This is a genomic window from Streptomyces lichenis (assembly GCF_023218175.1).
In the GTDB taxonomy this organism is placed as follows: domain Bacteria; phylum Actinomycetota; class Actinomycetes; order Streptomycetales; family Streptomycetaceae; genus Streptomyces; species Streptomyces lichenis.
Genome location: NZ_JALPTH010000030.1, coordinates 65,402 through 92,274 on the forward strand (window position 1 = coordinate 65,402; position 26,873 = coordinate 92,274).

Here is a 26,873-nt window from a genome sequence, read left to right on the forward strand (position 1 = left end):
AGGAGGCTGGTGGAATGAGTGTGGTGCTCGACTCGTACGAGACGAGGGCGCCGGACGCCGAGGGGTGGCGCGGAATCCCCTTCCGGCACCCCGGAGACGGGCGCACCCCGCTGACCGCCCCCGCCCCCGTGGCGGACGGCGGCCGGCACGACGGCGGGCCGATGCCCCCGGAGGCACCCCGGGACCCCGCGCCCGCACCGAAGGACGGGGACGGCGGCAAGTGAGCCGGTAGCCCGCGCAGGTCCCTGCGGGACACCGTCGCCCCGCAGGGACCACAGTGCGCCCTACCCCAGCCGGGCCAGCAAATGGGCGTCCAGGAAACCCCGTTCCGAATCCGGGTCGTGGACCAGCCGGGCGAAGACGCTCAACCCGGCCCCGGCCAGCAGCTCGGCGAACCGGTCCACCGGCCAGCTGTACGCGGGCGCCACCTTGTGGTCGAAGCGGACCGGCTCCGACGGGCCCTCGGTCCCGAAGAAGGACACCAGCAGCAGCCCTCCGGGCGCCAGCACCCGCGCCTGCTCGGCGAGCAGCGCGGGCAGCTCCGAGGGCGGGGTGTGGATCATCGAGTAGTGGGCCAGCACCCCGCCCAGCGCGCCGTCCTCGACCGGCAGCGCCTCCATCCGCGCCACCTCGAACCGCAGCGCCGGATGGGCCCGCCGGGCGTACTCCACCATCCCCGGCGACAGGTCCACCCCGAAGGCCTCCACCCCCGACTCGCCCAGCATCGCCGTGATATGCCCGGGCCCGCACCCCACATCGGCGACCCGCGCGTTCCCCGCCCCGCGCACCAGTTCAGCGAAGGTGCCGACCATGGCCCGCGCGAACGGCTGCGCCTCCAGCCGCCCGGCGAACATCGACGCGTACAGCTCCACGACCCCGTCGTAGGCCGCCCTGGTCTCTCCCTGATGCCCCGTCATGAGCATGGGAAGCTAGCAGCCCACCGACTGGACCGCGTAGAGCCCGCCCACGCCCGCCGCCAGGGTGCCGAGCAGCAGCCGCAGCGCGGTCTCCGGCAGACGCGGCTGGAGCCGTGCGCCGAGATAACCGCCGAGCAGCCCCCCGGCCCCGCAGGACAGGCCCAGCAGCCAGTCCGGGGCCACCTCGCCCGTGGCGGCCAGTGAGAGCAGCGCGTAGGTCGCCGCGCCGACGACGGAGGTGACGAACGTGGAGGCCAGCGCGGCCGGTGCGACGGTGGCGACCGGCGCCCCGCGCCCGACCAGGATCGGCCCGAGCAGCGAGCCGCCCCCGATCCCGTACACACCCCCGGCCACCCCGACCACCAGCGCCAGCACCCTCGTCGCCCGGGGCGAGGCCGGGCGGGCGGCGCGGGGCGGCGCCGGGCGCGCGGTCCGCCACCAGAGCCACAGCCCCAGCGGCAGCAGCAGTACCGCCACCAGGAGGCGGAACACCCTCGGCCCGGGTACGGCGAAGACCCGGATCACCGCGCCGACGACCACACCCGGCACGGTGCCCGCGATCAGCAGCCGGGTCAGCGGCCCGCCCAGCCGCCCGGTCCGCCAGTAGCGCACCAGGGCCCCGGGCCCGGCCACCACGTTGTAGAGCAGGTTCGTCGGGGTCACCGCCGGGCTCGGCACCCCCAGCACACTGACCTGCACCGGCAGCAGGAACACCGCCCCGGACACCCCCGCCGGCGCCGTGACCACCGATATCAGCAGCCCGGCGGCGAACCCCGGCACCCCCGTCGACCACGCCTCCACCACACCACCTCGTCCCCTCTCGCCGCCACCGTGTCACACCCGCCCGCGCTGTCTCGTCCCCTGGGTGTAGCCGCTGCTCAGCACAGCCCACCCAGGAGGACGGACCCATGGACGCACGACTCGACTACTTCTCCAGCGAGACCGCCGGCAGGATCTTCAAGCACATCGCGACCTCCGGCAGGATCATCAAGGACTCGGCGCTGCCGACCTCCACCCAGGAGCTGGTGGCGCTGCGGGTGAGCCAGATCAACGGCTGCGCCGCCTGCATCGACATGCACACCAAGGAGGCCGCCGCGGCGGGGGAGTCCGCGGTACGGCTGCACCTGGTCGCGGCCTGGCGGGAGGCCACCGTCTTCACCGAGCCCGAGCGCGCCGCGCTGGAGTTCGCCGAGCAGGGCACCCGGGTCGCCGACGCGGGCGAGGGCGTCAGCGACGAGGTGTGGGAGCGTGCCGCCAGGCACTACGACACCGAGCAGCTCACCGCCCTGGCGCTGCTGGTGTCCTTCATGGGCCTGGTGAACCGCCTCAACATCATCGCCCGCGTCCCGGCCGGCGACTACCAGCCCGGCCAGTTCGACCACTGACACCGAGTCCACCGACGACGACCGACGAAGGGATCCGGCGTGACCGACGACAAGGCGGAGGAGTTCGAGGGCCTGCGACCGCTGCTGTTCTCGATCGCCTACCGGATCCTGGGCAGCGTCGCCGAGGCCGAGGACGCCGTCCAGGAGGCCTGGCTCCGCTACGCCGCCTCCACCACCCGGCCCGACTCCATCAAGGCGTACCTCTCCACCACCGTCACCCGGGTCTCCATCGACGTGCTCCGCTCGGCCCGCGTGCGCCGGGAGGAGTACGTCGGCCCCTGGTTCCCCGAACCGCTGCTCAGCGACCCGTACGAGGACCCCGCCCGCGCCGCCGAACTGGCCGACTCGGTGTCCATGGGCGCCCTGCTCCTGCTGGAACGGCTCAGCCCCCTGGAGCGGGCCGTCTTCGTCCTCCGGGAGGTGTTCGCCTTCGGCTACGAGGACATCGCCGAGGCGACCGGACGCACCGAGTCCGCCTGCCGCCAACTACTCGTACGGGCCCGGCGGCACATGCGCGAGGGGCGGCCCCGTTTCGCGGCGGACCGGCGGGAACGGGTGGAGCTGGCCACCCGGTTCTTCGACGCCCTGAAGGACGGCGACCTCGACGGCCTCCGCGGACTGCTCGCCGCCGACGTGCAGATGACCGGCGACAGCGGCGGCAAGGCGCCCGCCCTGGCCCGGACGGTCGTCGGCGCCGACAAGGTGGCCCGCCTGCTCGGCTCCTACGCCGAGACCGTGGCGCTGATCGACATGGCGTACGAGCCGTGCGAGATCAACGGCCAGCCGGGCGCCGTCTTCCGCGACCGCACCGGCAAGGTGTTCAGCACCATGGTCCTGGACGTGCTCGACGGCCGGGTGCAGGCCGTCCGCTCGGTGATCAACCCGGACAAGCTCGGCCACCTCGGCCCGGTCGCGGACGCCTGGGCGGCCCACCACGAGATCCAGCAGGCCCGCCGCCGCTCCCGCTGACCCCCGTACGACGCACGGCAGCCCGGCCCCGTACCTCCTCAGCGAGTACGGGACCGGGCTGCGGCGCGTCAGATCAGACGCCCGGCCTTGACCCCGCCCACGAACGCGGCGAAGGCCTCGGCACGGAAGCCCAGAACCGGCCCGCCCGACACCTTGGAGTCCCGGACGGGGACGGTGCCGCGCGTGGGCACGAGGTTGGTGGCGACCTCGACGCAAGCACCACCGTTGTTGCTGTACGAGGACGTGAACCAACGGGGGGTTTCGGTCGTCACGGGATGCCCTTTCGCAGCTCGCTGATCATGGCCACGGATTCCGCCTGGGAGAGCGCTTCGGCCTGAAGCTGATGGTATGCCGTCAGCAGCGGCACGACGAACACGTTGTCCCGCTCCAGTTGGCCTCGCTGGGCCGACTCCGCATAGGAGAGCAGCGAGCGGTCGTGGAGAGTCAGGATGTAGAGCGGCAGATCGAAGGGGCGGTGCGCGCCCATGCTGAACGGAGCCACCTGGAGCATGGTGTTCGGCAGCTCGGCGAACTCCAGCAGCCGGTCCAGCTGGGCGCGCATGACGGCGGGCGCGCCGACTGGTCGGCGCAGACAGCTCTCGTCCAGTGCCGCGAAGACCAGTGGCGCGGGCGTCCGCACCAGGGCGGCCTGCCGCTCGGCGATGAGCGCGACGCGCTCGTCCGCCTGCTTGCTCGTGATCGCTCCCCGCCGGACGAAGCCTCTCGCCAGCTCCGTCGCGTACTCCTCGGTCTGCAACAACCCCGGCACGACCCCCACTTCGTACAACCGGATCTCCGCCGCCTCCGCCTCCCGCTCCACGAACTGCGGGAAGCCTTCCAACAGGCCGCCGTTCCGCACCTTGTAGTAGGCGCGCACGAACTGGTCGCCGGTCCCGAAGACCTCGTCCGAACTTCTCGCGAGACGCAAAGTCGGGGGTTTGCGGCCGGTTTCCACCGACGAGAGATGGGTGCTGGAGTACCCGAGACGCTTCGCCAGCTCCTCCTGTGTCCAGCCGCGTTCCTCCCGTGCGCTGCGCAAACGCGCTCCGAAGGCCGCCTGGGGAGAACTGTCCGGATCGAGTTGCTTGCGGTTCAACCGGCTTCCACCAACCTTCCGTGCCGAACTGACAAGTTGAATGGTTCTTCGGCCGTCGGCCACGCTGACTTCTGCTTGTAGTGGAAACACTACGGAGAGGAGCCGTCGTGTCCGATAGGAAAATCCGTGCGAACGGTGGCGGAGGGCGGACGTCCCCGCCGCTCCCCGCACCCGGCGACCTTGTCGTGGACGTATCGCTGGGCCGCATCGGGGAGTTCCGGGGCGTCTGGTGCGGCCTCTGGTTCCTGCGCCCCGTCACCGGCGGACTGCGCTGGACGGTGGCGCCCACCGACACCCGGCCGGCCACCCCGGGGGAGCGGCTGCACGCCGAGACCGCGCGGCGGAACGCACGGAGCAGGGGGACCCTGCTGTGAGCGGAAGCGGACAGGACGCCGAGCAGCGCTACCAGCGCGATGCCGCCGAGGCGACGGAGGCGGGGTGCGACCGGTGCCGGGAGCTGCGCGCGGAGGCCACCCAGGCGGAGAGGTGGGGCGACTACTCCCGCGCGGTGGACTGCCGCATCTACATCACCCGCCACCCCGTACACGACGGCCGCCCGGACGACGACGCCGAGACGGCGGAGGACTGATGGCCCTACCGCCCCCGATCGCCCGAGCCCTCCACCTCCCGCGCTCCGCCGTCGCACCCTTCCGCCGCCGACCCCCCCGCCCCCCGCCGGGTCATCGGCTGTCGCCACGCTCCTCGCATGGTGGCCGTGACCGGAGCGTCACTGCTGCAGCTGAGGCCCATGCCATCCAGCACACGGCCCAAGGAGCGGACCCCCTGACCGGCGTCCGCGGGTCCTCACCCCGTGACCAGGCAGAACGGATGCCCGGCCGGGTCGGCGAAGGCCCGGAAGCCGGGGTGCTTGCCGTCGTCCACGTCCAGCTCGCGCGCGCCCAGCTCCAGCACCTTGGCGTGCGCGGCGTCCATGTCCTCCACCTCGAGATCGAGGTGGAGCTGCTGGGAGTTGCGGTCCGCGCGCGGCCACTCCGGGGGAGTGAACCCGGGGGCGAGCTGGAAGGACAGCCGCTGCCCGCCGTCGAGGTGGAGGTCCACCCACTCGTCGTCGCCCTCGATCCGGCCGCCGAGCACCGCGGCGTAGAACTCGGCGAGCCGGCGCGGCTCGGGGCAGTCGAAGGCGGTCAGCTGGAGCGTGGCGAAACCCATCGGGTCCTCCTCACGTGGCGACATGGACCCTTCTCATGCCGTGAGGGGCGGGTGCCTCGGCCGCCGATGACCAAACCCGCCCCTCCGCGGGGGCTCAGGCCCGGGGGCGGCCCATCGCGCGGAAGGTCCAGCCGGCCTCGCGCCAGGGGAGCGGGTCCAGCGCGTTGCGGCCGTCCAGGATGAGCCGGTCCGAGACCGCCTCGCCCAGCTCCGCCGGGTCCAGCTCGCGGAACTCGCGCCATTCGGTCAGGTGCAGCACCACATGGGCGCCCCGCACCGCCTCCAGCGCGGAGTCCGCGTAGCCCAGCGTCGGGAACAGCCGGCGGGCGTTCTCCATGCCCTTCGGGTCGTAGACCGTGACCTGGCCGCCCTGGAGGTGGATCTGCCCGGCGACGTTCAGCGCCGGGGAGTCCCGTACGTCGTCGGAGTCCGGCTTGAACGCGGCGCCGAGCACCGCGACCCGCTTGCCCAGGAAGGTGCCGTCGCCCAGCGCCTCCCTCGTCATCCCCACCATCTGACCGCGGCGGCGCATGTTGATGGAGTCGATCTCGCGGAGGAAGGTGAGCGCCTGGTCGGCGCCCAGCTCACCGGCGCGGGCCATGAAGGCCCGGATGTCCTTGGGCAGGCAGCCGCCGCCGAAGCCGATCCCGGCGCGCAGGAACTTCGGGCCGATCCGGTCGTCGTAGCCGATCGCCTCCGCCAGCTTGGCGACGTCACCGCCGGCCGCCTCGCACACCTCCGCCATCGCGTTGATGAACGAGATCTTGGTGGCCAGGAAGGAGTTGGCGGAGGTCTTCACCAGCTCGGCGGTGGGGAAGTCCGTCACCACGAACGGGGAGCCCTCGGCCATCGGGGTGGCGTACACCTCGCGCAGCGTCTTCTCGGCGGCCGCGCTCTCCACACCGACCACGATCCGGTCCGGGCGCAGGGTGTCCTGGACGGCGAAGCCCTCGCGCAGGAACTCCGGGTTCCAGGCCAGCTCGGCGTCGGCGCCGACCGGGGCGTTGTCGGCGAGCAGCTTCGCCAGCCGCTCCGCGCTGCCCACCGGCACGGTCGACTTGCCGACGACCAGCGCGGGCCGCTTCAGATGCGGGGCGAGCGAGCCGAACGCGGCGTCCACGAAGCTCATGTCGCAGCCGTACTCGCCGTGCTTCTGCGGGGTGTTCACGCAGACGAAGTGCACGTCGCCGAAGTCGGCCACCTCCTCGTACGAGGTGGTGAACCGCAGCCGTCCGCTGGACCCCTCGATCCCGGCCACATGGCGGCGCAGCAGCTCCTCCAGGCCGGGCTCGTACATCGGCACCCGGCCGGCCTGGAGGGTGTCGATCTTCTCCTGGACCACGTCCAGGCCCAGCACCTCGAAGCCCAGCTCCGCCATGGCCGCCGCATGGGTGGCGCCGAGGTATCCGGTGCCGATCACGGTGATCTTGAGGGCCATGGGGTGAGCTCCATCGACGTGCGCGTACGGGGACGGGAGGGACTGCGCCCGAGCATAACCGCGCCGCCCGCCGGGCACCGTTCGGTCACCGGGGGGTGCGGGCCCGCTGTCACCAAGCTCACGCGCGACCCACATATGCCGAATCCCGGGCCGGCCACTAAAATTCAGGTTACTTAACGGTAGTTAGCAGGACCGCGACAGCAGTCCAGAGCTGATCCACAGCCGGTCCGCAGCACAAGGGGAGTGAGTGCACAGTGGCGGGAACGCCTGACTTCGATCTGTACCGCCCGTCCGAGGAGCACGACATGCTCCGGGACACCGTCCGCGCGCTCGCCGAGGCCAAGATCACGCCGTTCGCCGCAGCGGTCGACGAGGAGGCCCGCTTCCCCCAGGAGGCGCTGGACGCGCTCGTCGCCTCCGACCTGCACGCCGTGCACGTACCGGAGAGCTACGGGGGCACGGGCGCCGACGCGCTCGCCACCGTGATCGTCATCGAGGAGGTGGCCCGCGCCTGCGCCTCCTCCTCCCTGATCCCGGCCGTCAACAAGCTGGGCTCGCTGCCGGTGATCCTCTCCGGCTCCGAGGAGCTGAAGAAGAAGTACCTGGGCCCGCTCGCCAAGGGCGACGCGATGTTCTCGTACTGCCTCTCCGAGCCGGACGCCGGCTCCGACGCGGCCGGCATGAAGACCAAGGCCGTGCGCGACGGCGACTTCTACGTCCTCAACGGCGTGAAGCGCTGGATCACCAACGCGGGCGTCTCCGAGTTCTACACGGTCATGGCGGTCACCGACCCGGCCAAGCGCTCCAAGGGCATCTCCGCCTTCGTCGTGGAGAAGGGCGACGCCGGGGTCTCCTTCGGCGCCCCGGAGAAGAAGCTCGGCATCAAGGGCTCGCCCACCCGCGAGGTCTACCTCGACAACGTCCGCATCCCCGCCGACCGCATGATCGGCGCCGAGGGCACGGGCTTCGCCACCGCGATGCAGACCCTGGACCACACCCGGATCACCATCGCCGCCCAGGCCCTCGGCATCGCCCAGGGCGCCCTGGACTACGCCAAGGGCTACGTGCAGGAGCGCAAGCAGTTCGGCAAGCCGATCGCCGACTTCCAGGGCATCCAGTTCATGCTGGCCGACATGGCGATGAAGATCGAGGCCGCCCGCCAGCTCACCTACGCCGCCGCCGCCAAGTCCGAGCGCGGCGACGCCGACCTCACCTTCCAGGGCGCCGCCGCCAAGTGCTTCGCCTCCGACGTCGCCATGGAGGTCACCACCGACGCCGTCCAGCTCCTCGGCGGCTACGGCTACACCCGCGACTACCCGGTCGAGCGCATGATGCGCGACGCCAAGATCACCCAGATCTACGAGGGCACCAACCAGGTCCAGCGCATCGTCATGGCCCGCAACCTGCCGTAACCCCCACCCGCCCCCCGCCCCCCTTCGCCGCGAAAGCCCCGCCCCCCGGAAGCACCCCCGGGGAGCGGGGCTCTCTCGTGAACCGCGACCGCTCGGGCCGCCCCAGCCCGTACCACCGCAGGAACGCCTCCCGCACCTCGTCCCAGAGGGCCCGGGGGCCGTACTGCTCGACCCCGTACCGCTCGGCGTCCGGCGTGTACTCCACAGTCGCCCACGAGGCGCCGTCATCCGCCAGCAACCACAAGGTGGCCTCGCCGCTCCCGTCGTCCGCCTCGCACCAGCGGTACCAGGCGTCGGTGAGGTGGAGCCCGACGAAGAAGGCGGAATCATCCTGGACGACATGCTGCGGCGGAACGTCGGTCGTCCCCCTTCCTGACGCGACCCGCAGCGGCCCGACGGCCCAGGGCGCCCGGGTGGCCGGACACATCCGGGAGCCCCGGGCCGCTGCCGCCATTGCGCGCCCCGCCCGGAGCCCCGCCCTCACTTCTCCGTGACGGTGACCTTCTCGTCGTTCTGGATCTGCTTCACCAGCTCCTTGACCTTCTCCTGGTTCCAGACCAGGTTCCCGCCCCGGGCGCCGCTGATGGGCATGTTCATCGAGGTGCCGTCGCCGCCGGTGATGCCCTTCATCGCGAAGAACATCTCCGCCAGGTCGAACAGCGACATGTCCTTGTCCACGATCAGCGTGTCCAAGCCGGCGCCCATCGTCGGGTAGAGCTTGAACGGGTTGATGATCGTGCCCGGGGTGGCCGCCTGGCTCGCCAGCGCGGAGAGGAACTTCTGCTGGTTCTTGGTGCGGGCGAGGTCCGACTCGGCGAAGGCGTACCGGGTGCGGACGAAGGCCAGCGCCTGCTCGCCGTTGAGCTCCTGCTTGCCGGCCTGGAAGTCGGCGCCGGACTTCTTGTCCTTGAACGCCTTGGGGATGTCCAGCTCCACGCCGCCGAGCGCGTCCACGATGTTGGCGAACCCGGCGAAGCCGATCTCCGCGTAGTGGTCGATGCGCAGCCCGGTGTTGTGCTCCACGGTGCGCACCAGCAGCTCGGGGCCGTCCTCCGCGTAGGCGGCGTTCAGCTTCACCCGCCGCCCCTGCGCCGGGAAGGTCTTGCCCGACTCCGAGCCGACGAACTTGGGGATCTCCACATCCGAGTCGCGGGGCAGCGAGACCATGGTGTTCCCGCCGCCGCAGGCGGCCAGGATCATCATCGAGTCGGTCCGCTTGCCCTCCGCAGAGCCGGTGTGGAGCTTCTTCTTCTCCTCGGCGGACATGCCCTCGCGGCTGTCCGAGCCGACGATCAGATACGTGGTGCAATCGTCCTCGGAGGGGCGGTCGATGACCTTGCCGAGGTCCACCTCGCGGCGCACCTTGCCGTCCGCCCAGAAGTACGTGCCGACGCTGGTGCCGACCACCGCGACCAGCAGCACGATGGCGCCGACCTTCAGCCGCTTGCGCCAGTCGGGAGCCTGGCCCGGGGGTCTGCCGGGGGAGCCGGGACGGCCGGGACCGCCCGGGCCGCGCCCACCGGGACCGCGCCCGCCGGGGCTGCCGTAGACCTGGCCGGTGTTGTACCCGCTGTCGTAGCCGGAGGGCGGGCCCTGCCGCGGAATGTCCTGGTATCCGCCGGGGGCGGACTGGGGCGGCGACTGCGGAGGGACGCCGGGCCGCTGCACGTGCCGCATCACCCGGGCGCCCTCCGCCTGGGCGTCGGCGCTGCCGCGGCCGTAACGCGCGTTGCGGTCGTCGTTTCTTCCCTCTGGCCAGTCATTCATGCGGATAGTGTGCAGGCCGCGTCCGGTCGGGTGACAGAGCGGGTGGGAGTTCGGGGCGCCCCTGTAGCGAAGCTGATGCAATGCCCCGGCCACCGCTCCAGGTCACGCCCCGCGCGAAGCCCCTCCCAGCCGTCCGCGTGAGCCCGCCCACACCCGCCCCGAGCTGGCGCGGAGCACGCCCCGGCCCCGGCATAAGGTGGAGGGCATGACAGACCAGGCCATGCCCGAGGCGGGACGGCGGGAGGCGCCGGGCACCCCGGAGCCCAAGGCCACCTCGGCGTCCCGCACCACCCTCAGCCACATCATGACCGGCAGCGACACCAACCTCCTCGGTACGGTGCACGGCGGCGTGATCATGAAACTGGTGGACGACGCCGCCGGCGCGGTCGCGGGCCGCCACTCCGGCGGGCCGGCCGTCACCGCCTCCATGGACGAGATGGTCTTCCTGGAGCCGGTACGGGTCGGGGACCTGGTCCATGTCAAGGCGCAGGTCAACTGGACCGGCCGGTCCAGCATGGAGGTCGGCGTCCGGGTCATGGCCGAGCGGTGGAACGAGTCCACCCCCGCCACCCAGGTCGGCAGCGCCTACCTGGTGTTCGCCGCCGTCGACGCGGACGGCAAGCCCCGCCCCGTACCGCCGGTCGTCCCGGAGAGCGAGCGCGACAAGCGCCGCTACCAGGAGGCGCAGATCCGCCGCACCCACCGGCTGGCCCGCCGCCGGGCCATCAAGGAGCTGCGCGAGAAGCGCGCGGCCGAGGGCTTCGAGGACTGAGCCGCCCGCACGGCGTCACGAGCAGACCACCTGGTCGCCGGTGACCACACCGGACTCGCCCTGGTAGGCGTTCTCCGCCCGCACCGGCAGCACCCCCGCGTAGTTGGCGCCCGCCGCCACCTTCAGGGTGGCGCCGAGACCGGGGGCCTGGCGCAGCTCGCAGCCGGGCAGCGCGGTCGCCAGCGAGCGCGCCGAGCGGTCCCAGCGCGGGTCGAAGAAGACGACGGTGCGGTTCAGGTCGCGGCGCGGCCAGTTGCCGGGGGCGCCGGAGGTGCGGAAGCCGGTGGACTTGAGCGCGGTGTCCACCTTGGCGCCCAGCCCGCCGAGCGGTGTCCCGTTGTAGACCTGCACCCGGATCTGCTGCGGGGACACCTCCACCAGCTTTCTGCGGACCGTGGCCGCGCGCGGCAGCTGCGGGGCGAGCGGCTTGTCCTCCCGTACCGCGTCGAACAGCTTCTCCGCCTTCGGCAGGTCCCACTTCACCGTCGAGCCGATGCCCTTCACCGGGAAGCCGGTGCTGCTCACCGGCACCGAGGTGAACTCCGAGGACGCGGCGGTGAAGCCCTTCATCGCCTTGGCCAGCGTCAGCATCTCCTCGCTGCCGAAGCCGGTGTCGGCCCGCACCGAGCTGAGCATGGCGGTGGCGACCTGCTGGAAGCGGACCGGGTTGAGCAGCACCCCGCTGTCGGTGGCCTGGTCGATCAGCGCGGCCACGAACTTCTGCTGGCGCTGCATCCGGCCCAGGTCGGAGGCGCCGTCCACATGGCGGGAGCGCACGTACTGCAGGGCCTGGCCGCCGTCCAGCCGGTAGGTGCCGGGGGGCAGCCGCAGCCCGGTGTGGGTGTCGTTCATCGGCTTGGCGGTGCAGATCTCCACCCCGCCGACCGCGTCCACGGTCCGCATGAAGCTGGTGAAGTCGACCTCCAGATAGTGGTCGATCTTCACCTTGGTCATCTTCTCCACGGTGCGCACCGTCAGCCCCGGCCCGCCCTCCGCGTACGCGGCGTTCAGCTTCACCGGGTGCTCCTGGTGCTGCTTGCCGGTGGTGGTGTCGGTGTGCGGCGGCAGCATGGCGTAGCTGTCCCGGGGCAGCGAGATCATGCTGGCCCGCTTCCGGTCGGCCGAGACATGCACCAGCATGATCGTGTCGGTGCAGTGGCAGGGCGCCCCGCCCAGCCGGTAGCGGACCTTCTCGGTCTGGGTGATCCTTTCCCGGCCGTCGGTGCCGACCAGCAGGATGTTGGTGCCGTGGCCGGCCTCCGGGCGGTTCTTCATGTCCTTGAACGGGTCGATGCGCCCGATCCCGGTGTCCAGGCTGCTGATCATGGCGTGCCCGATCCCGCCCGCGGCCAGCACCAGCATGGACGCGGCCGTCGCCAGCCGGGTCGCCCACCGCCCCCGCCCCCGGGGCCGCGCGGCCCGTGCGGCGGAAGCGGTACGGGAGGGGGCCCGGGACGGCGTACGGGACGATGTGCGCGGTTCCGGTTTCCGCCCCCGGCCCGGCGTCTGCCGCCCACCGCCGGACCTCTCCCGCCTCTCGTCCGACCCCTGCCGCCCCTCGCCCGACGGTGCTGCGGGCCGTCTCGGCTGCCCCGGTCCCGGGGTCCTCGACGGGGCGGGTCGGCGGGGCGGTGTGGGCACGTGGGGGACACCTCCGCGTCGGACCGTGGTCCGGGGAGCGGACCGGGCAGGAACAGTAGGCCCATACGATCAGCGGTGGGCCGCATAGCCCGGGCGGCGCGCAAGGGTGTCCCCCGTTCGCGGTAACGTGGCCGCCTCTCCCGCGCCCCGCGCGACCCCCGCCCCCACCGCCGTACCTCCGAAGGAACCCCATGCCCCCGACGCCGGAACCGACGCCGACGGCCGTGCCGACCCCGACCCCGGCCCCGATCCCGAACTCGGCCCCGAGCGCGGCTCCGTCCCCGACTCCGGTCTCCGTGATCATGCCGGTGCTCAACGAGGAGCGGCACCTGCGCAGTGCGGTCCGCCACATCCTGGAGCAGGAGTACGAGGGCGAGATGGAGGTGGTGATCGCGCTCGGCCCGTCCACCGACCGGACCGACGAGATCGCCGCCGAGCTGGTACGCGAGGACCCCCGGGTCCGTACCGTGCCCAACCCCACCGGCCGCACCCCCGCCGCCCTCAACGCGGCGATCAAGGCCTCCCGCCACCCCGTCGTGGTGCGGGTGGACGGCCACGGCCTGCTCTCCCCGAACTACATCGCCACCGCCGTCCGGCTGCTCGCCGAGACCGGTGCGCAGAACGTCGGCGGCATCATGCACGCCGAGGGGGAGAACGCCTGGGAGGACGCCGTCGCCGCCGCGATGACCTCGAAGATCGGCGTGGGCAACGCGGCCTTCCACACCGGCGGCGAGGCGGGCCCGGCCGAGACCGTCTACCTGGGCGTCTTCCGCCGGGAGGCGCTGGAGACCCAGGGCGGCTACAACGAGGAGTTCATCCGCGCCCAGGACTGGGAGCTGAACTTCCGCATCCGCGAGGCCGGCGGGCTGATCTGGTTCTCGCCCGAGCTGCGCGTGCGGTACCGGCCGCGGCCCAGCGTGCGGGCGCTGGCCAAGCAGTACAAGGACTACGGCCGCTGGCGCCATGTCGTCGCCCGCTACCACTCGGGCTCCATCAACCTGCGCTACCTCGCCCCGCCGACGGCCGTCTGCGCGATAGCGGCCGGCCTGGTCGCGGGCGCGGTCCTCACCCCGTACGCCTTCGTCGTCCCGGCCGGCTACCTCGCGGCGATCACGGCCGGTTCGGTGCCGGCCGGCAAGGGGCTGCCGCTCAAGGCCCGGCTGCGCATCCCGGTGGCCCTGGTCACCATGCACATGTCCTGGGGCTACGGCTTCCTCACCAGCCCCCGCGCGCTGGCCCGCAAGGTCATCGCCAGCCGCCGCCCGGCCGTCACCACCGACCCGGACCGGGCGGACACGGCGGTCTGACCCGAGGGAGGGGGGCGGCGGCCCGCCGCCTCCCACCCTCGGCAGCGCGCCACCAGCGGCGCGGCCCCGTCTCCCGCCCCGGCCGCGGTCTACCAGCGGTACGGCTCGTAGACCGGCATACAGCCGCTGTCGGTGGCGTTCAACGCGTCCGCGTCCTTCGGCAGGTCGCCCGCCTTGGGCTTCTCCGCCTTCGGGAACGCGGAGCCCTCGGTCCAGTCGGCGCCCACGGTCAGGGTCAGCACCGGGACGTCCCCGGCCCGTACCGCGCCGGTCGGCAGCCCCAGCGCCTTGGCGACGGAGAGGGCGTCGGCCCGCTCCTCCGCCCCGCCGCCGGCCCGGTAGACCAGGGCGGTCTTCTCGCTCGGGTCCACCTGGTCCGAGGCGGTCGCGGCGGTGAACCCCCCGGCCCGCAGCGCCTCGGCGACCGCGCCGGCCCGCCCCTTCACCAGCTTTCCGTCCTCCCCGCCGGTGCCGTTGACCACGCTGATCCCGATGGTGTCCGGCTCGGCGGCTGCCGGTCCGCTCGGCGTCGGCTCGGGACGGGGCGAGGTCTTCGGCGCGGAGGTGTCCGCGGACTCCTCCGCGCGCTTGTCCCGGTCACCGGGCTCGCCGTTGGAGTCGAAGGCGACGTCCTCGCGGAGCAGGGTGAACAGCTTCTCCGCGTCGGAGTCGACGGGCACCAGGTGGTTGCGGTTGCCGACGTACTCCTGGGTCGGCAGCGTCGTCATGGTGATCCGGTCCAGCGGCACGTCCCGCAGCTCCATGGCGAGGTCGAACAGCCGCATCACCGAGCCCAGTTCGTCGGAGACCTGGAGCGCCTTGGTGCCCTCCTCGGCCAGGTCCATGATCCTGCCGGTGCCGGTGAACGCGTTCTGCTCCTTGAGCTTGCGGATCAGCGCGCTGATGTACATGTGCCGGGCCTTGGCGCGGCCCTGGTCGTTGTAGAAGGCGTGCCGGGTGCGCAGCCACTGGAGGGCCTGCTCGCCCTTGACCTCGGTGGTGCCCTTCTTGAGCTTCAGCCCGGACCCGCCGCTGACCGCCGCCGTCGGCCGGTCCCACACGTTCTGCTCGACGCAGACCGGGACGCCCTCGACCGCGTCGGCCATCCGCACCAGACCGGCGAAGTCGACCATCATCCAGTGGTCGATGTAGACCCCGGTCAGCTTCTCCCAGGTGGCCAGCGTGCAGCCCGGACCGCCGCGCGCCAGCGACTCGTTGATGATCATGGTGGTCGGCTGGTACGTCTTGCCGCTCCCCGGGTCCTTGCACTCCGGGATGTCCACCCGGGTGTCCCGCGGAATGCTGGTGATGGAGGCGTTCTTCCGGTCGGCCGAGACATGCAGCAGCATCTGGACGTCGGCCCGGGGCGGGGTGCCGCGGTTCTCCCGGCTGCCGCCGAGGGCGATGTTCTCGTCGGAGTTACGGCTGTCCGAGCCGAGGAGCAGGATGTTGAGCGGGGTCTTGCCGGCCGCGTCGGGCCCGGACCTGGTCACTCCGCTCTTGCCGCTGCTGCGTTCGCTGCTGCGGAGGTTGCCGTCCAGATGGCGGTAGTACAGGTAACCGGCCCCGGCCGTGCCGAGTATGAGCAGCGAGAGCACCGAGGCGCTCCACCGCAGGATCCGCCGCCCCTTGCGGGGTCTCGGCCCGCCACCGCCCCCGGTGGCCGCACCCGAGGAGCCCGCCCCCGAGCCCGTACCGGATGCCGATCCCGAGCCCGTACCGGCCGCCGATCCCGAGCCCGTACCGGAGTCCGCCCCTGCGGACCCGGCTCCCGCTCCCGCCCCCACCGCCGTCCCCGCCGTCTCCGGTCTGCGGCCCCGGGGGCGGGGTACGCGCTCCCCGCCGACCTTGCTGCCTCGTCCCACCCCTGGTCCCCCCTGCCCCTACGGCTGCGCCGCCGCGTTCACCGCGGCGGCGCCATCGGCCGTGTCCGTGTCCGTGTCACTGTGCGCAGATGCGCTTGTCGGCCCCGACCTGGCCCACGTCCGGCGCCTTCTTCGGCGGGGCGATGGACACCCCGGCCCCCTTGAAGTCGCCACCGAGCACCAGCTTCATCGGCTGCATGGCCTCCGCGTCCTCGGCGGCCGGCTTCATCGCCGACGCCGGAAGCCCCATCAGATCGGCCAGCTTGCGCGCCTGGCCGGCCTGGTTCGGCCCGTACTCCAGGCTCGTCTTGTCCTGCTCCTTCGGGGCGTTGCTCTGGTTCGAGGACTTCAGCACGCCCTGCTGGTTCTGCAGCCAGCTGAGCGTCTGCTGCGCCGCACCGGCGATCCCGCTGCCGTTGTAGACGTCCACCCGCACCTCGGAGGCCTCGGCGCGGTCGCCCTTGAGCAGCGCCTCCTGCTTGCTCTTGGCCGCCTTCTCCTTCTTCTTGACCTCGGTGAAGGAGACATCGTTCTGGATCATGCTGAACACCTGCGGTGCCTTGGCCTGGTCCAGCACGACGGTGGCCTTGACCGTCTCCGCCGGGTTGTCCTGGACCGGGACGGTCGCGAAGGTGATGTTCTTCAGGTCGATCGAGCTGATCTCCTGCCCCAGTCCGGTCAGCTTGGGGATGTCGCCGATGCCCTTGTCCACGGTGAGCGCCTGGGTGACGGCGTCCGCCAGGTTGTACATCCGCTTGGGGTTGCCGAGCGTCTCCTCCTTCATCTTCCGGATCATCGACGCGATGAACTGCTGCTGCTGCTTGATCCGGTCGAGGTCGCTCTCGTTGCCCAGGCCGTGCCGGTTCCGCAGGAAGGCGAGTGCCTGCTCACCCATGATCGTGTGGTCGCCCGCGTCCAGGTTCAGCTTGGAGGACTTGTCCCGGATCGGCTCGGCCAGGCACACCTCCACCCCCTCGATGGCCGTGGTCAGCGTCTTCACCGCGTTGAAGTCCGCCATCATGAAGTGGTCCGGCTTGACGCCGATCAGCTTCTCCACCGTGCGCATGGTGCAGCCGGGGTCGCGCCCCTCCACACCGAAGCTCTCGTTGAACCGGGTGAACGGGTTGCCGGGGATGACCTTGGTGGAGCCGTCCGGCTGCTTGGTGGGGCAGTCGGGGATCTCGGTCTTCAGATCGCGCGGGATGCTGAGCGCGGTGGCGTTGGTGCGGTCCTCCGACACATGGAAGAGGAAGGTCGTGTCGGCGTGGCCGGTGGAGTTCTCGCGGTCGCCGTAGGCCTCGTTCCCCTCGCCGGTACGGACGTCCGAGCCCAGGATGAGGATGTTGATCGGACCGTCCTTGAGCGAGCCGCCGTTGGCCGCGTCACCCACGTCGATCGTGTTGATGTTGCCGTTCAGCTTGTTGTAGATGACGTACGCGGTGACCGAGGCGCCCACGACCACGAAGCCCATGATCCCGGCCGTCCACAGCACGGCCTTCTTCTTCCCGGACGCGCCCTGCTTGCGCTTGCGGCGGCCGCGCGGGTCCGGCGGCGCGGCGGCGGTGCGGCGGCGCTGGCCGGGCACCGGGCGGGCCGGGTCGGCGGAGGTACGCGAACCGGAACCGCTCCGCGAGCCCGATCCCGTACGCGTACCGGACCCCGATCCCGTGCGCGAGCCGGACCCGGAACCCGTGCGCGAGCCGGACCCGGAACCCGTCCGCGAGCCGGACCCCGATCCCGTCCGCGAGCCGGACCCCGATCCCGTACGCGTACCGGACCCGGATCCTGCCCCCGTGCGCGTACCGGAGGCGGAGTCCTTGCGCGGGCCGGGAGCCCGGCGGCGCGCGGAGGGTCCGGCGGCGCCGTGGGCCGTTCCGGTCTCCGGCTGCTGCGGTCCGGAACGGTCCAGTCGCAGTTCGTAGTTGCCGGTCTCCGGGTTCAGCACCCATTGGTCTGCGGGATCGATGTCCTCCACCCGCCCACGGCTCTGCGCATCCACGGTGCTTGGGTCCTCCGTCGGTGCCACTCAAGGCGCCTCGTTCCCCAAGGAGGACGCCCGGGTCCAAAATCCGGTTGCGTGCGAACCACGGTCTGGAGCACCCCGGATCGCGTCACACTATCCGCCCAGTTCAGCGCGGGGCGACGCCCGTGACAAATTCCACCCTCTTTACAACTGGGCAATCCGCTCAATCCGCGTAGATGGACGCCCGGTCCTTGGTTAGGGCTTTACTCGCGGGTACGGCCGTCAAGGCGACGGCGGCGCTACGGGCAGGCGCCCGAGGCCGCGTTGGTGCCGGTGAAGGTGGGCAGGGCGGACGGCTTGCGCTTCCGGTTGCCGGCGGCGCCCGATTCGTTTGGGTCGTCCTCCGGCTCGACCGCCACCGGCTTGTCCGCGCGCAGCCGTCCGAAGAGGGCGTTCGCCTGCGGCTGCACCAGTTCGTCCCGGTTCGCGTCCTCGCGGTACGGGCGCCGGGGCACCGTCAGGAACTGCACCTTCTCCGTGGGCACCCCGCGCATCGCCCGGGTCAGGTCGTACAGGTCCTTCAGCGAGTCCAGCCCCGGGTCGGTGGTGAGCGACCTGGTCGCCGCGTCGAGCACCGGATACAGCCGGGTCGGGTTGAGCAGCACGCCGTTGCTCTGCACCTTGTTCACCAGCGCGCCCAGGAACTGCTGCTGGCGGTCCATCCGCGCGGTGTCACTGCCGTTGCCGAGCGTCTTGCGGGCCCGTACGTAGCCGAGGGCCTGCTCGCCGTCGAGCGTCCGGGCGCCCGCCTTCAGGTCCACCTTGGCGTCCGGGTCGTGGATCGGCTGCCGTACGCACACCCGCACCCCGCCGACCGCGTCCACCATCTTCTTGAACCCCCCGAAGTCGACCACGATGTGGTGGTCCACCCGGATACCGGTCAGCTTCTCCAGGGTCCGGATGGTGCAGGCCGTGCCGCCCACCTCGAAGGCCTTGTTGAACTGGGCGAAGGCGGCCGGCGCGGTGCCGCCCTCGCGGTCGCGGCAGCTCGGCGTGCGCACCATCAGGTCGCGCGGCACCGAGACGGCCGTCGCGCGGCGCCGGTCGGCGGCCAGGTGCACCAGGATCGCGGTGTCCGAGCGCTGGGTGCCCTTGTCCCGTCCGTAGGCGGAATTGCCGCTGCCGGCCCGGGTGTCGGAGCCGAGGAGCAGGATGTTCCGCGCCCCGTGCGCCAGCGAGGCCGGCCGCTCGCGCTCGTACCGCTCCAGTTCGGCGGCGGCCGAGGTGTCGGTGGTGATGTTGCCGTCCAGCTTCCGGTACAGCCACCAGCCGCCCCCGGCCGCGGCCAGCACACTGAGCGCCCCGGTGAACGCCACCACCCGCAGCCAGCGGGGCCGCCGGTACGAGGAGGGCGCGGCCCCCGCCCGCGCGGCCGGCCCCGGAACCCCGTCCCGGGCGGGCCACCCGGGGGGTGCGTCCTGAGCGCCGTCCCGGGCGGGCCAACCCGGTGGCGGGGCCTGGGCGTTCCCGTTCCCGTTCCTGCCCCCGTTCCCGCTTCCGCTTCCGCTCCCGTTCCTGCCCCCGTTCCCGTTCCCGATCCCGCTTCCGCCGGGCTGGGGCGGGCGGCGCGGCTTGTTCGGGCGACCGGACGACGAGTGGCCCCGCTCACCGCCGGGCTGGCGGCCCCGGCCGCTCCCGGGCCGGCCGGCCCGGCCGGAGGGCCGCTTGCGGCGCCCACCGCGGCCGGGGTCCGGGGGCGTGCCGGGGCTGTCCGTCACCTGGTCGTCCCGCCCTTCCTCGCCGCCTGGGCCGTACGCCTCCCGGCGCCGGCGCATCCGTTCCTCCGATCATCCGACGGAGTGGGCGCCGGGACCCGGTGGAACGGCCCCGCTGTCCGCCGGACGGGTGGCGCGGCGGGGATACCGCGAGGCCCGGGCGCGGCTCAGGGACCGGGCTCAGCGCAGGGTGTGCGTGATCCGCTCGCTGCCGACCCGCTTCTCCAGCTCCGCCGCGCCCAGCCGATCGAGGTTCCGGCACAGCACCACCGAGGCGCCCGCCGCCAGCGGCGCGTACAGCCCCGCCGACAGCCCCTCCCACCCGTCGTACGGCAGCGCCGACAGCACCCGGGAACCGGTGGTCAGCCCCAGCCGGCCGGCGTCGGCCCGGGCCCGCTCCACCAGTTCGGCGCCGGTCAGTTCGGCGCCGCCGACCGCGAGCGCCGGGGTGTCCGGGTCCACCGGGACGTACGGGGCGAAGACATCGCCCTGGGTGGGCACCTCGACCGCGTAGTCGTCGTAACCCTCCGGCGCGGCCGGGAAGCGGCGGCCCAGCGGGGCCAGCGACAGCGCCAGCCGCTCACCGGGGCAGGCCAGCCCGTCCGCCAGCCGGTCAGGACCGGCCACCACATGGTCCGCGAGCGAGGGGTCGCCGCCCACGTCGGCCACCACGCCCACCGAGGCGCAGGCCACCAGCCACACCGCGGTCTGCCAGTGCGCCGGAAGCAGCAGCGCCACCCGTTCGCCCGGCTCGGCGGAGAGCCCGTCCTGCAGCAGATTGGCGGTCTTGGCCACCCAGTTGGCGAAGGTGGCCACCGACAGTTCGACGCGTTCACCGGTGGCGTCGTCGTAGAAGGTGACCAAGGGGCGGGCCGGGTCCGCGGCGAGCGCGGATCGCAGCAGGTCGGCGGGGGTGCGGTCGCTGGCGTTCACCCGCGCAAGGGTACGCGCGCGAGCGCGGCGTACGGGGCCGTACCGGTGACGGCGGGTCCACCGGATGGCCGACGGGCCGTCACGTCCCGTACGGAGCAACCGGCAGGCGAAGCCGCGCCGACGCGGCCCACGATCGGCTCATGCGTGCCAACCTAGCTCTCGCGATCGGCGTCGCGTGCACCGCGGCGCTGGTGATCCCGCTCTCGTCGCCCGCCGCCGCCCACCCGGCCCCGAACGACGCCCCCGTCAGCGCGCGGCACACCGCCGCCACCGCGCCCGCCACCGGCCCTGCCGCCAGGTCCGCCGCCACCGCCCCCTCCGCCCGGACCGGTGCCGCCGTTTCCGGCTCCACCCAGTCCGTGCCGCTGGTCGGCCTGCGCGCCGACCAGACCACCGGCGCCCCGCAGCAGGGCCTGTCCCAGCGCGACACCAAGCCGTTCTCGCTGCTGGGGGTGGTGTGGGAGGAGCCCGCGGCCGCCCTCGACGGCACCGTCCAGGTCCGCACCCGGGCCGCCGCCACCGGGGACTGGTCCGAGTGGCAGGACCTGGAGACCCACAACGAGGCGCACGGCGCCGACGCCGGCACCGCCGAGGGCGACGCGGACACCCTGCGCGGCTCCACCGCCCCGCTCTGGGTGGGCGCCTCGGACGGCGTCGAGGTGCGGGTACGGGCCGAGGCCCCCCGCGAGGGCTCCACCGCCGCCACCCCCCTCCCGCGCGGCCTGCGGGTGGACCTGGTCGACCCGGGCGACGACCCCGCCGCCGCCCCGGGCACCACCACCCCCGGCAACACCTCCGTCGAGCCCCAGCCGGGCAGCGGGGAGACCGCCGCCGACAGCCCCCTCACCGGCGCCATGCTGACCGCCGAGGAGTCCGCCGCCTCCGCCGTCAACGCCGAGCACGCCCCGCTGGGCGCGCTGGAGATCCCCGAGCTGTCGCAGGCCGATACCGAGGCGCTGTACGCCGAGGAGGCGGCCGAACGGAGCGAGCAGGCCGGCCAGGTGCCCGCCGCCAAGCCGTACGTCGGCCCGCGACCGGGCATCACCACCCGCAAGGGCTGGGGCGCCGACGAGAGCATGCGGGAGAAGAACTTCGTCTACACCAAGTCGGTGCAGGCCGCGTTCGTCCACCACAGCGCCACCGGCAACAACTACTCCTGCAGCCAGTCCGCCTCCGTGCTGCGCGGTATCTACCGCTACCACGTCAAGAGCAGCGGCTGGCGCGACTTCGGCTACAACTTCGCCGTCGACAAGTGCGGAAAGATCTACGAAGGCCGGGCGGGAGGCGTGGCCAAGGCGGTGCTCGGCGCCCACACCCTCGGCTTCAACTCCAACAGCATGGGCGTCGTGGTGCTCGGCACCTACAGCTCCTCCACCCCGCCGGCGGCCGCGGTCACCGGCGTCGCCAAGCTCACCGCGTGGAAGCTCGGCCTCTGGGGCAAGAACCCGAAGGGCACGGTCACCCTCACCTCGGGCGGCTCGAACCTGTACAAGAAGGGCGTACGGGTCAAGATGAACGTCATCTCGGGCCACCGCGACGGCTTCTCCACCGAGTGCCCGGGCGCCAAGCTCTACGGCCGCCTCGGCACCGCCCGCTCCACCGCCGCCAGGCTCCAGGGGCGCTGACCCGGCCGCCCCGACCGCGACCGTCACCCCGCCCGGGTCCGGTGTCCGCCCCGGTGCCGCCCGGGCGGGCACCGGGCACCCGCCCACCGTCTGCCTACACTGTCCGCTCGTGTCGGTCATACGACCGAGGTGGCCCATCGACCGGACCCAGCAGGAAGCAGAGACGACAGGTGACAGAAGCGATCCTCCTGGTCGGTGGCAAGGGCACCCGGCTGCGTCCGATGACGGTCCACACCCCCAAGCCGATGGTCCCGGCCGCGGGTGTGCCCTTCCTCACCCACCAGCTGGCCCGCGCCCGGGCGGCCGGCGTCGAGCACATCGTGCTGGCGACCTCCTACCTGGCGGAGGTCTTCGAGCCGTACTTCGGCGACGGCTCCTCGCTCGGCCTGCACTTGGAGTACGTGACCGAGGTCGACCCGCTCGGCACCGGCGGCGCCATCCGCAACGTGGCCTCGCGGCTGCGCTCCGGCCCCGACGAGCCGGTGCTGATCTTCAACGGCGACATCCTGACCGGGCTGGACATCAAGGCCCTGGTGGACACCCACGAGACCTCCGGCGCGGACGTCTCCCTCCACCTCACCCGGGTCGAGGATCCGCGCGCCTTCGGCCTGGTCCCGACCGACCCGAATGGCCGGGTCACCGCCTTCCTGGAGAAGCCGCAGACCCCCGAGGAGATCGTCACCGACCAGATCAACGCGGGGGCGTACGTCTTCCGCCGCTCGGTCATCGACACCATCCCGGCCGGCCGGCCCGTCTCCGTCGAACGCGAGACCTTCCCCGGGCTGCTCGCCGACGGCGCCCACCTCCAGGGCATGGTCGACTCCACGTACTGGCTGGACCTGGGCACCCCGCAGGCCTTCGTCCGCGGCTCCGCCGACCTGGTGCTCGGCCGCGCCCCCTCCCCGGCGGTGCCCGGCCGCCGCGGCGAGCGGCTGGTGCTGGACGGCGCCGAGGTCGCCGCGGACGCCAAGCTGACCGGCGGCACCGTCGTCGGCGCGGGCGCGGTGGTCGGCGCGGGCGCCCGGATCGAGGGCAGCACCGTCCTGGCCGGCGCGGTCGTGGAGGCCGGCGCGGTGGTCACCGACTCGCTGATCGGCGAGCGCGCCCGGATCGGCGCCCGCACCGTGCTGCACGGCGCGGTCGTGGGCGACGGCGCGGAGGTCGGCGCCGACAACGAGCTGCGCGACGGCGTACGGATCTGGTGCGACGCCCGCATCCCCGACTGCGCGGTGCGCTTCTCCTCCGACCAGTAGCCGACCCGGTCCGGCGGGACTCCGCCCGGTCCGGGGCTACCCTCTCAAGGGTCCCGCACAAGCGGAATCGCCAATTCCGGATTCCGCACCACCCCGACCTCACCCCGACGAACGGCGACGAGACGTGGCAGGCCGCTACGCCCCCGGGCCCCGGCCCACCCGCACCGGTGTGCGCGGTGGCCATGCCCCCACCCCTGTCCACGCCCCCGTGGCCGGCCACGTCCCCGTACCCGCCCAGAAGACCGCCCCGGCCACCGGCTCCCCGGACCCCTCCCGCACCCGGGAGTGGACCCCGCCCTGGCCGCTGGACCTGGGGCTGACCCTCGGCCCGCTGCGGCGCGGCCCCGGCGACCCGGCCTTCCACGCCGCGCCGGACGGCTCCGTCTGGCGGACCAGCCGCACCCCGGCCGGGCCCGGCACCCTCAGGGTCGCCGCCCGGGCCGGGACGGTACGGGCCGAGGCCTGGGGCCCCGGCGCCGACTGGCTGCTCGACGCGCTCCCCGCACTCCTCGGCGCCGACGACGACCCGGGCGCCTTCACCCCCCGCCACCGCCTCCTGGCCGCCACCGAGCGCCGCCGCCCCGGCCTCCGCCTCACCCGGACCGGCCTGGTCATGGCCGAGCTGATCCCGTCCATCCTGGAGCAGAAGGTCACCACCGACGAGGCCTACCGCGCCTGGCGGCTGCTGCTGCGGAAGTACGGCGAGCCCGCGCCCGGTCCGCACGGCGGCAGGCTGTACGTCGTCCCCGAGCCCCGCACCTGGGCCCTCATCCCCTCCTGGGAGTGGCACCGCGCCGGTGTGGACGCCAAACGCTCCGGCACCGTCCTGCGGGCGGTACGGGTGGCCCGGCGGCTGGAGGAGGCCGCCGCGATGACCCCGCCGGAGGCCCGCAGGCGCCTGGAGCTGATCCCCGGCATCGGGCCCTGGACCTCCGCCGAGACCGTCCAGCGCAGCAACGGCGCCCCGGACGAGGTGTCGGTCGGCGACTACCACCTGCCGGGCATCGTCGGCCACGCCCTCGCCGACCGCCGCCAGGCCGGCGACGAGGAGATGCTCGCGCTCCTGGAGCCGTACGCCGGCCAGCGGCACCGCGCCGCCCGCCTCATCCTGCTCAGCGGCCGCACCCCACCCCGCCGCGCCCCCAGGATGACCCCCGGCAACATCGCCGCCCTCTGAGGCCACCCGCACCGAGCTGGGCCATCCTCCAGAGCCACCCGCCCGCCAGGCTCGGCCACCCTCTGAAGCCACCCGGGCCAGGCTTGCCCGCCCTCTGAGCCACTCGGGCCGATCTAGCCACCTAGGCCCAGCTCGGCCGCCCTCTGAGCCCCCCAGGCCAGGCTTGGCCGCACTCTAGAGCCCCCCGGGCCGACCTCGGCCGCCCTGTGAGCCACCCGAGCCGAGCTCGCTCGCCCTCCAGCGCCACCCAGGCCCAGCTCGGCCGCCCTCTGAGCCCCCCACGCCGGGCTCGTCAGCGCACCTCGATGAACGCCTCCGTCGGGCGCGGCGGCCGGAGGGCCGGGGTCACGGCCGGGCGGCCCACCGCCACCGCGCCCATCGGGTCCCAGTGCTCCGGCAGCTCCAGCACCTCGCGGACCACCTCCCGGCAGAACATCGTGGACGACACCCAGGCCGAGCCCAGCTGCTCACCGGCCAGCGCCACCAGCAGGTTCTGCACCCCGGCGCCCGCCGCGACCACGAACATCTCCCGCTCGGCGGTGTCCCGCCGCTCGTCGCCGTAGTGGTGCGAGCCGTCCGTCACCAGGCAGGGCACCACCAGATACGGGGCCCGGCGCAGCACCTCGCCGCGGCGCACCCGGCGGGCGACCGACTCCTCCGAGCGCCCGTCCCGCCGCAGGTCCGCCACCCAGGCGTCCCGCATCGCGTCCAGCAGCCGCACCCGCGACTCGGCCGACTCCAGCAGCACGAACCGCCAGGGCGTGGTGTGGTGCGGCGCCGGGGCGGTCAGCGCGGCGGCCACCGCCCGCCGCACCGCGCCCGGGTCCACCGGCTCGTCGGTGAACTCCCGTACCGTACGGCGCAGTCCGACCGCCTCACGGACCGCCTCCGAGGTGCCCAGCCGGAACATGTCGTCCGCCGCACCCCGTACCAGCGCCCGCGCCCCCGCATCCTCGGCCTCCCCGTCCCGCACCAGGTGGGGCAGGCCCCGGACCACCGCCACCGGCAGCCCGGCCGCCTTCCCCTTCACCAGGTCCCCGGCGGCGGCCAGTTCGTCGGCGCTGGCCACCACCGTCACGTTCAGCGGGTTGCCGTGCGCGTCGGTGCCGCCGCGCAGGTCGTCCAGCACCCGCACCCCGGCCGCGCCGATCGCGATGTCCGTCAGCCCGCTGCGCCAGGGGCGGCCGGAGGTGTCGGTGACGATGACGCCGACGTCCACCCCGAGGGCGTCCCGCAGCCCGGTGCGCAGCGCGCGCGCCGAGGCGTCCGGGTCCTCGGGGAGCAGCAGCACCGTCCCGGCGGCCGTGTTGGAGGCGTCCACCCCCGCGGCGGCCATCACCAGCCCCTGCCGGTTCTCCACGATCCGCAGGGTCCCGCGCCGGGCGACCACCCGCACGGTCTCCGCGTCGATCGCGGCCTCCCGGTCACCGGCCGCGACGATCCGGTCCTCCGCCTTGCTGACGATCTTCGAGGTGACCAGCAGCACATCGCCGTCGACCAGCCCGGGCTCGGTGGCGGCGATCAGCTTGGCCAGATCGTCCCCGGGCCGCACCTCCGGCAGCCCGCCCAGCGCCCACACCCGGAAGGACGGCGCCCCGGCCCCCTCCGACCCCGCGCACCCCTCCCGCGTTCCCGCCGTCCCCGGCGCACTCATCCGCGTACCTCCTCGGCGAGCGCCAGCGCCTCCCGGGCCATCGCCGCGGTCGCGTCCAGGTCGGTCATCATCAGCGGTACGGCACGGCAGCGGATGCCCGCCGCCTCCACCTCGGCCGCCACACCCGCGTCCACCGTGTCCACCAGCCAGCCGTCCAGCAGCCCGGAGCCGTAGTGCGCGGCCACCGCGGCCGCCGTCGCCTCCACCCCGACCGCCGCCAGCACCTTGTCGGCCATCCCGCGCACCGGGGCGCCGCCGACGATGGGGGAGAGGCCGACCACCGGCACCCCGGCGTCGGCGATGGCCTCCCGGATACCGGGCACGGCGAGGATGGTGCCGATGGACACCACCGGGTTCGACGGCGGGAAGAGCACCACGTCCGCCTCGGCGATCGCCTCCAGCACCCCGGGCGCGGGCTTGGCCTGCTCGGCGCCGACCGGCACCACCGCGTGGGCGTCCACCGAGGCCCGCAGCCGCACCCAGTACTCCTGGAAGTGCACCGCCTTGCGCTCGCCGTCCACGTCCACGGCGACATGGGTCTCCACCCGGTCGTCGGACATCGGCAGCAGCCGGACCCCCGGCTTCCAGCGGTCGCACAGCGCCTCGGTCACCGCGCTCAGCGGATAGCCCGCGGCCAGCATCTGGGTGCGCACGATGTGCGTGGCGAAGTCCCGGTCGCCCAGCCCGAACCAGCCGGGCCCCACCCCGTACGCGGCCAGCTCCTCCTTGACGTGGAACGTCTCGTCCGCCCGCC

The 26,873-nt window shown here is 73.3% G+C and carries 25 protein-coding genes; 11 read left to right on the forward strand and 14 right to left on the reverse strand.

Features of this window, described 5'->3' with window-relative positions; all coding sequences use genetic code 11:
- The first annotated feature begins 14 nt into the window (after positions 1–14).
- Positions 15–224 carry a hypothetical protein gene (locus M1O15_RS25795; RefSeq protein WP_248636568.1) on the forward strand — a complete coding sequence of 70 codons (210 nt, stop codon included), beginning with the start codon at positions 15–17 and terminating at the stop codon, positions 222–224.
- A gap of 60 nt (positions 225–284) precedes the next feature.
- Here the strand turns inward: M1O15_RS25795 and M1O15_RS25800 are convergent, their stop codons facing one another.
- Positions 285–917 (reverse strand): class I SAM-dependent methyltransferase, encoded by a 633-nt coding sequence (locus M1O15_RS25800; RefSeq protein ID WP_248636569.1) that lies wholly within the window; start codon positions 915–917, stop codon positions 285–287.
- Between the two features lie 12 nt (positions 918–929).
- Positions 930–1,718, reverse strand: coding sequence for a TSUP family transporter (locus tag M1O15_RS25805; RefSeq protein WP_248636570.1), 789 nt, complete (start codon positions 1,716–1,718; stop codon positions 930–932).
- Positions 1,719–1,825: 107 nt separating this feature from the next.
- Between M1O15_RS25805 and M1O15_RS25810 the strand changes: the two genes are divergently transcribed.
- Entirely contained in the window at positions 1,826–2,302 is a 477-nt protein-coding gene (locus M1O15_RS25810) for a carboxymuconolactone decarboxylase family protein (protein ID WP_248636571.1), read from the forward strand.
- A 39-nt stretch (positions 2,303–2,341) separates the two neighbouring features.
- On the forward strand, positions 2,342–3,271 hold the full coding sequence (locus M1O15_RS25815) for an RNA polymerase sigma-70 factor (protein WP_248636572.1): 930 nt from the start codon (positions 2,342–2,344) through the stop codon (positions 3,269–3,271).
- A gap of 68 nt (positions 3,272–3,339) precedes the next feature.
- On the opposite strand, the gene M1O15_RS25820 is transcribed toward M1O15_RS25815, so the two are convergent.
- Both M1O15_RS25820 and M1O15_RS25825 read right to left on the reverse strand, forming a co-directional pair.
- On the reverse strand, positions 3,340–3,543 hold the full coding sequence (locus M1O15_RS25820) for a DUF397 domain-containing protein (protein WP_248636573.1): 204 nt from the start codon (positions 3,541–3,543) through the stop codon (positions 3,340–3,342).
- The gene (locus tag M1O15_RS25825) at positions 3,540–4,367 is read right to left on the reverse strand and encodes a helix-turn-helix domain-containing protein (protein WP_248636574.1); all 828 of its coding nucleotides are present in this window, start codon (positions 4,365–4,367) and stop codon (positions 3,540–3,542) included. The genes M1O15_RS25820 and M1O15_RS25825 overlap by 4 nt, the downstream gene beginning before the upstream one ends.
- A gap of 185 nt (positions 4,368–4,552) precedes the next feature.
- Here M1O15_RS25825 and M1O15_RS25830 point away from each other — a divergent pair, with 185 nt between their 5' ends.
- Complete coding sequence (locus M1O15_RS25830; RefSeq protein WP_282577273.1) at positions 4,553–4,741, forward strand: hypothetical protein; 189 nt, start codon at positions 4,553–4,555, stop codon at positions 4,739–4,741.
- Positions 4,738–4,956, forward strand: a complete 219-nt coding sequence (locus tag M1O15_RS25835) for a hypothetical protein (RefSeq protein WP_248636575.1) — start codon at positions 4,738–4,740, stop codon at positions 4,954–4,956. The genes M1O15_RS25830 and M1O15_RS25835 overlap by 4 nt, the downstream gene beginning before the upstream one ends.
- 215 nt (positions 4,957–5,171) lie before the next feature.
- On the opposite strand, the gene M1O15_RS25840 is transcribed toward M1O15_RS25835, so the two are convergent.
- Together M1O15_RS25840 and M1O15_RS25845 are read right to left on the reverse strand one after the other, a co-directional pair.
- Positions 5,172–5,537 carry a VOC family protein gene (locus tag M1O15_RS25840; protein ID WP_248636576.1) on the reverse strand — a complete coding sequence of 122 codons (366 nt, stop codon included), beginning with the start codon at positions 5,535–5,537 and terminating at the stop codon, positions 5,172–5,174.
- Positions 5,538–5,631: 94 nt separating this feature from the next.
- Positions 5,632–6,975, reverse strand: a complete 1,344-nt coding sequence (locus M1O15_RS25845) for a UDP-glucose dehydrogenase family protein (protein WP_248636577.1) — start codon at positions 6,973–6,975, stop codon at positions 5,632–5,634.
- A 254-nt stretch (positions 6,976–7,229) separates the two neighbouring features.
- Between M1O15_RS25845 and M1O15_RS25850 the strand changes: the two genes are divergently transcribed.
- Positions 7,230–8,387 (forward strand): acyl-CoA dehydrogenase, encoded by a 1,158-nt coding sequence (locus M1O15_RS25850; RefSeq protein WP_248636578.1) that lies wholly within the window; start codon positions 7,230–7,232, stop codon positions 8,385–8,387.
- 480 nt (positions 8,388–8,867) lie between these two features.
- Here M1O15_RS25850 and M1O15_RS25855 read toward each other — a convergent pair whose 3' ends face one another.
- A complete protein-coding gene (locus M1O15_RS25855) occupies positions 8,868–10,154 on the reverse strand; it encodes an LCP family protein (protein ID WP_248636579.1) in 1,287 nt (428 codons plus the stop codon).
- A gap of 205 nt (positions 10,155–10,359) precedes the next feature.
- Here M1O15_RS25855 and M1O15_RS25860 point away from each other — a divergent pair, with 205 nt between their 5' ends.
- Entirely contained in the window at positions 10,360–10,926 is a 567-nt protein-coding gene (locus M1O15_RS25860; RefSeq protein ID WP_248636580.1) for an acyl-CoA thioesterase, read from the forward strand.
- A gap of 15 nt (positions 10,927–10,941) precedes the next feature.
- On the opposite strand, the gene M1O15_RS25865 is transcribed toward M1O15_RS25860, so the two are convergent.
- Positions 10,942–12,567, reverse strand: coding sequence for an LCP family protein (locus tag M1O15_RS25865; RefSeq protein ID WP_443735621.1), 1,626 nt, complete (start codon positions 12,565–12,567; stop codon positions 10,942–10,944).
- A gap of 248 nt (positions 12,568–12,815) precedes the next feature.
- Between M1O15_RS25865 and M1O15_RS25870 the strand changes: the two genes are divergently transcribed.
- Positions 12,816–13,874 (forward strand): glycosyltransferase family 2 protein, encoded by a 1,059-nt coding sequence (locus tag M1O15_RS25870; RefSeq protein WP_505017680.1) that lies wholly within the window; start codon positions 12,816–12,818, stop codon positions 13,872–13,874.
- 89 nt (positions 13,875–13,963) lie between these two features.
- On the opposite strand, the gene M1O15_RS25875 is transcribed toward M1O15_RS25870, so the two are convergent.
- From M1O15_RS25875 to M1O15_RS25890, 4 genes are all read right to left on the reverse strand, one after another.
- Positions 13,964–15,472 carry an LCP family protein gene (locus M1O15_RS25875; RefSeq protein ID WP_248636583.1) on the reverse strand — a complete coding sequence of 503 codons (1,509 nt, stop codon included), beginning with the start codon at positions 15,470–15,472 and terminating at the stop codon, positions 13,964–13,966.
- A 343-nt stretch (positions 15,473–15,815) separates the two neighbouring features.
- Positions 15,816–17,738 carry an LCP family protein gene (locus tag M1O15_RS25880; RefSeq protein ID WP_248636584.1) on the reverse strand — a complete coding sequence of 641 codons (1,923 nt, stop codon included), beginning with the start codon at positions 17,736–17,738 and terminating at the stop codon, positions 15,816–15,818.
- A 263-nt stretch (positions 17,739–18,001) separates the two neighbouring features.
- Positions 18,002–19,078, reverse strand: coding sequence for an LCP family protein (locus M1O15_RS25885; RefSeq protein WP_372499588.1), 1,077 nt, complete (start codon positions 19,076–19,078; stop codon positions 18,002–18,004).
- A gap of 579 nt (positions 19,079–19,657) precedes the next feature.
- Complete coding sequence (locus tag M1O15_RS25890) at positions 19,658–20,410, reverse strand: TIGR03089 family protein (RefSeq protein ID WP_248636585.1); 753 nt, start codon at positions 20,408–20,410, stop codon at positions 19,658–19,660.
- Positions 20,411–20,550: 140 nt separating this feature from the next.
- Between M1O15_RS25890 and M1O15_RS25895 the strand changes: the two genes are divergently transcribed.
- The 3 genes from M1O15_RS25895 (at position 20,551) to M1O15_RS25905 (ending at position 24,465) form a co-directional block, all read left to right on the forward strand.
- Positions 20,551–22,035, forward strand: coding sequence for a peptidoglycan recognition protein family protein (locus M1O15_RS25895; protein ID WP_248636586.1), 1,485 nt, complete (start codon positions 20,551–20,553; stop codon positions 22,033–22,035).
- 170 nt (positions 22,036–22,205) lie between these two features.
- Entirely contained in the window at positions 22,206–23,288 is a 1,083-nt protein-coding gene (gene manB, locus M1O15_RS25900; RefSeq protein ID WP_308282401.1) for a mannose-1-phosphate guanylyltransferase, read from the forward strand.
- 124 nt (positions 23,289–23,412) lie between these two features.
- Positions 23,413–24,465, forward strand: coding sequence for a DNA-3-methyladenine glycosylase family protein (locus tag M1O15_RS25905; protein ID WP_248636587.1), 1,053 nt, complete (start codon positions 23,413–23,415; stop codon positions 24,463–24,465).
- 292 nt (positions 24,466–24,757) lie between these two features.
- On the opposite strand, the gene M1O15_RS25910 is transcribed toward M1O15_RS25905, so the two are convergent.
- Positions 24,758–26,119, reverse strand: a complete 1,362-nt coding sequence (locus tag M1O15_RS25910) for a coenzyme F420-0:L-glutamate ligase (RefSeq protein WP_248636588.1) — start codon at positions 26,117–26,119, stop codon at positions 24,758–24,760.
- A partial coding sequence (gene cofD / locus M1O15_RS25915; protein ID WP_248636589.1) for a 2-phospho-L-lactate transferase occupies positions 26,116–26,873 on the reverse strand: 758 nt, incomplete at its 5' end. The genes M1O15_RS25910 and cofD, both read right to left, overlap by 4 nt.

What these genes read in the sequence shown, in the direction of transcription:
- M1O15_RS25795 (WP_248636568.1), top strand. Translation starts at nt 15, where the DNA reads ATGAGTGTGGTGCTCGACTCGTACGAGACGAGGGCGCCGGACGCCGAG.
- M1O15_RS25800 (WP_248636569.1), bottom strand. Translation starts at nt 917, where the DNA reads ATGACGGGGCATCAGGGAGAGACCAGGGCGGCCTACGACGGGGTCGTG.
- M1O15_RS25810 (WP_248636571.1), top strand. Translation starts at nt 1,826, where the DNA reads ATGGACGCACGACTCGACTACTTCTCCAGCGAGACCGCCGGCAGGATC.
- M1O15_RS25840 (WP_248636576.1), bottom strand. Translation starts at nt 5,537, where the DNA reads ATGGGTTTCGCCACGCTCCAGCTGACCGCCTTCGACTGCCCCGAGCCG.
- M1O15_RS25845 (WP_248636577.1), bottom strand. Translation starts at nt 6,975, where the DNA reads ATGGCCCTCAAGATCACCGTGATCGGCACCGGATACCTCGGCGCCACC.
- M1O15_RS25855 (WP_248636579.1), bottom strand. Translation starts at nt 10,154, where the DNA reads ATGAATGACTGGCCAGAGGGAAGAAACGACGACCGCAACGCGCGTTAC.
- M1O15_RS25860 (WP_248636580.1), top strand. Translation starts at nt 10,360, where the DNA reads ATGACAGACCAGGCCATGCCCGAGGCGGGACGGCGGGAGGCGCCGGGC.
- M1O15_RS25895 (WP_248636586.1), top strand. Translation starts at nt 20,551, where the DNA reads ATGCGTGCCAACCTAGCTCTCGCGATCGGCGTCGCGTGCACCGCGGCG.
- M1O15_RS25910 (WP_248636588.1), bottom strand. Translation starts at nt 26,119, where the DNA reads ATGAGTGCGCCGGGGACGGCGGGAACGCGGGAGGGGTGCGCGGGGTCG.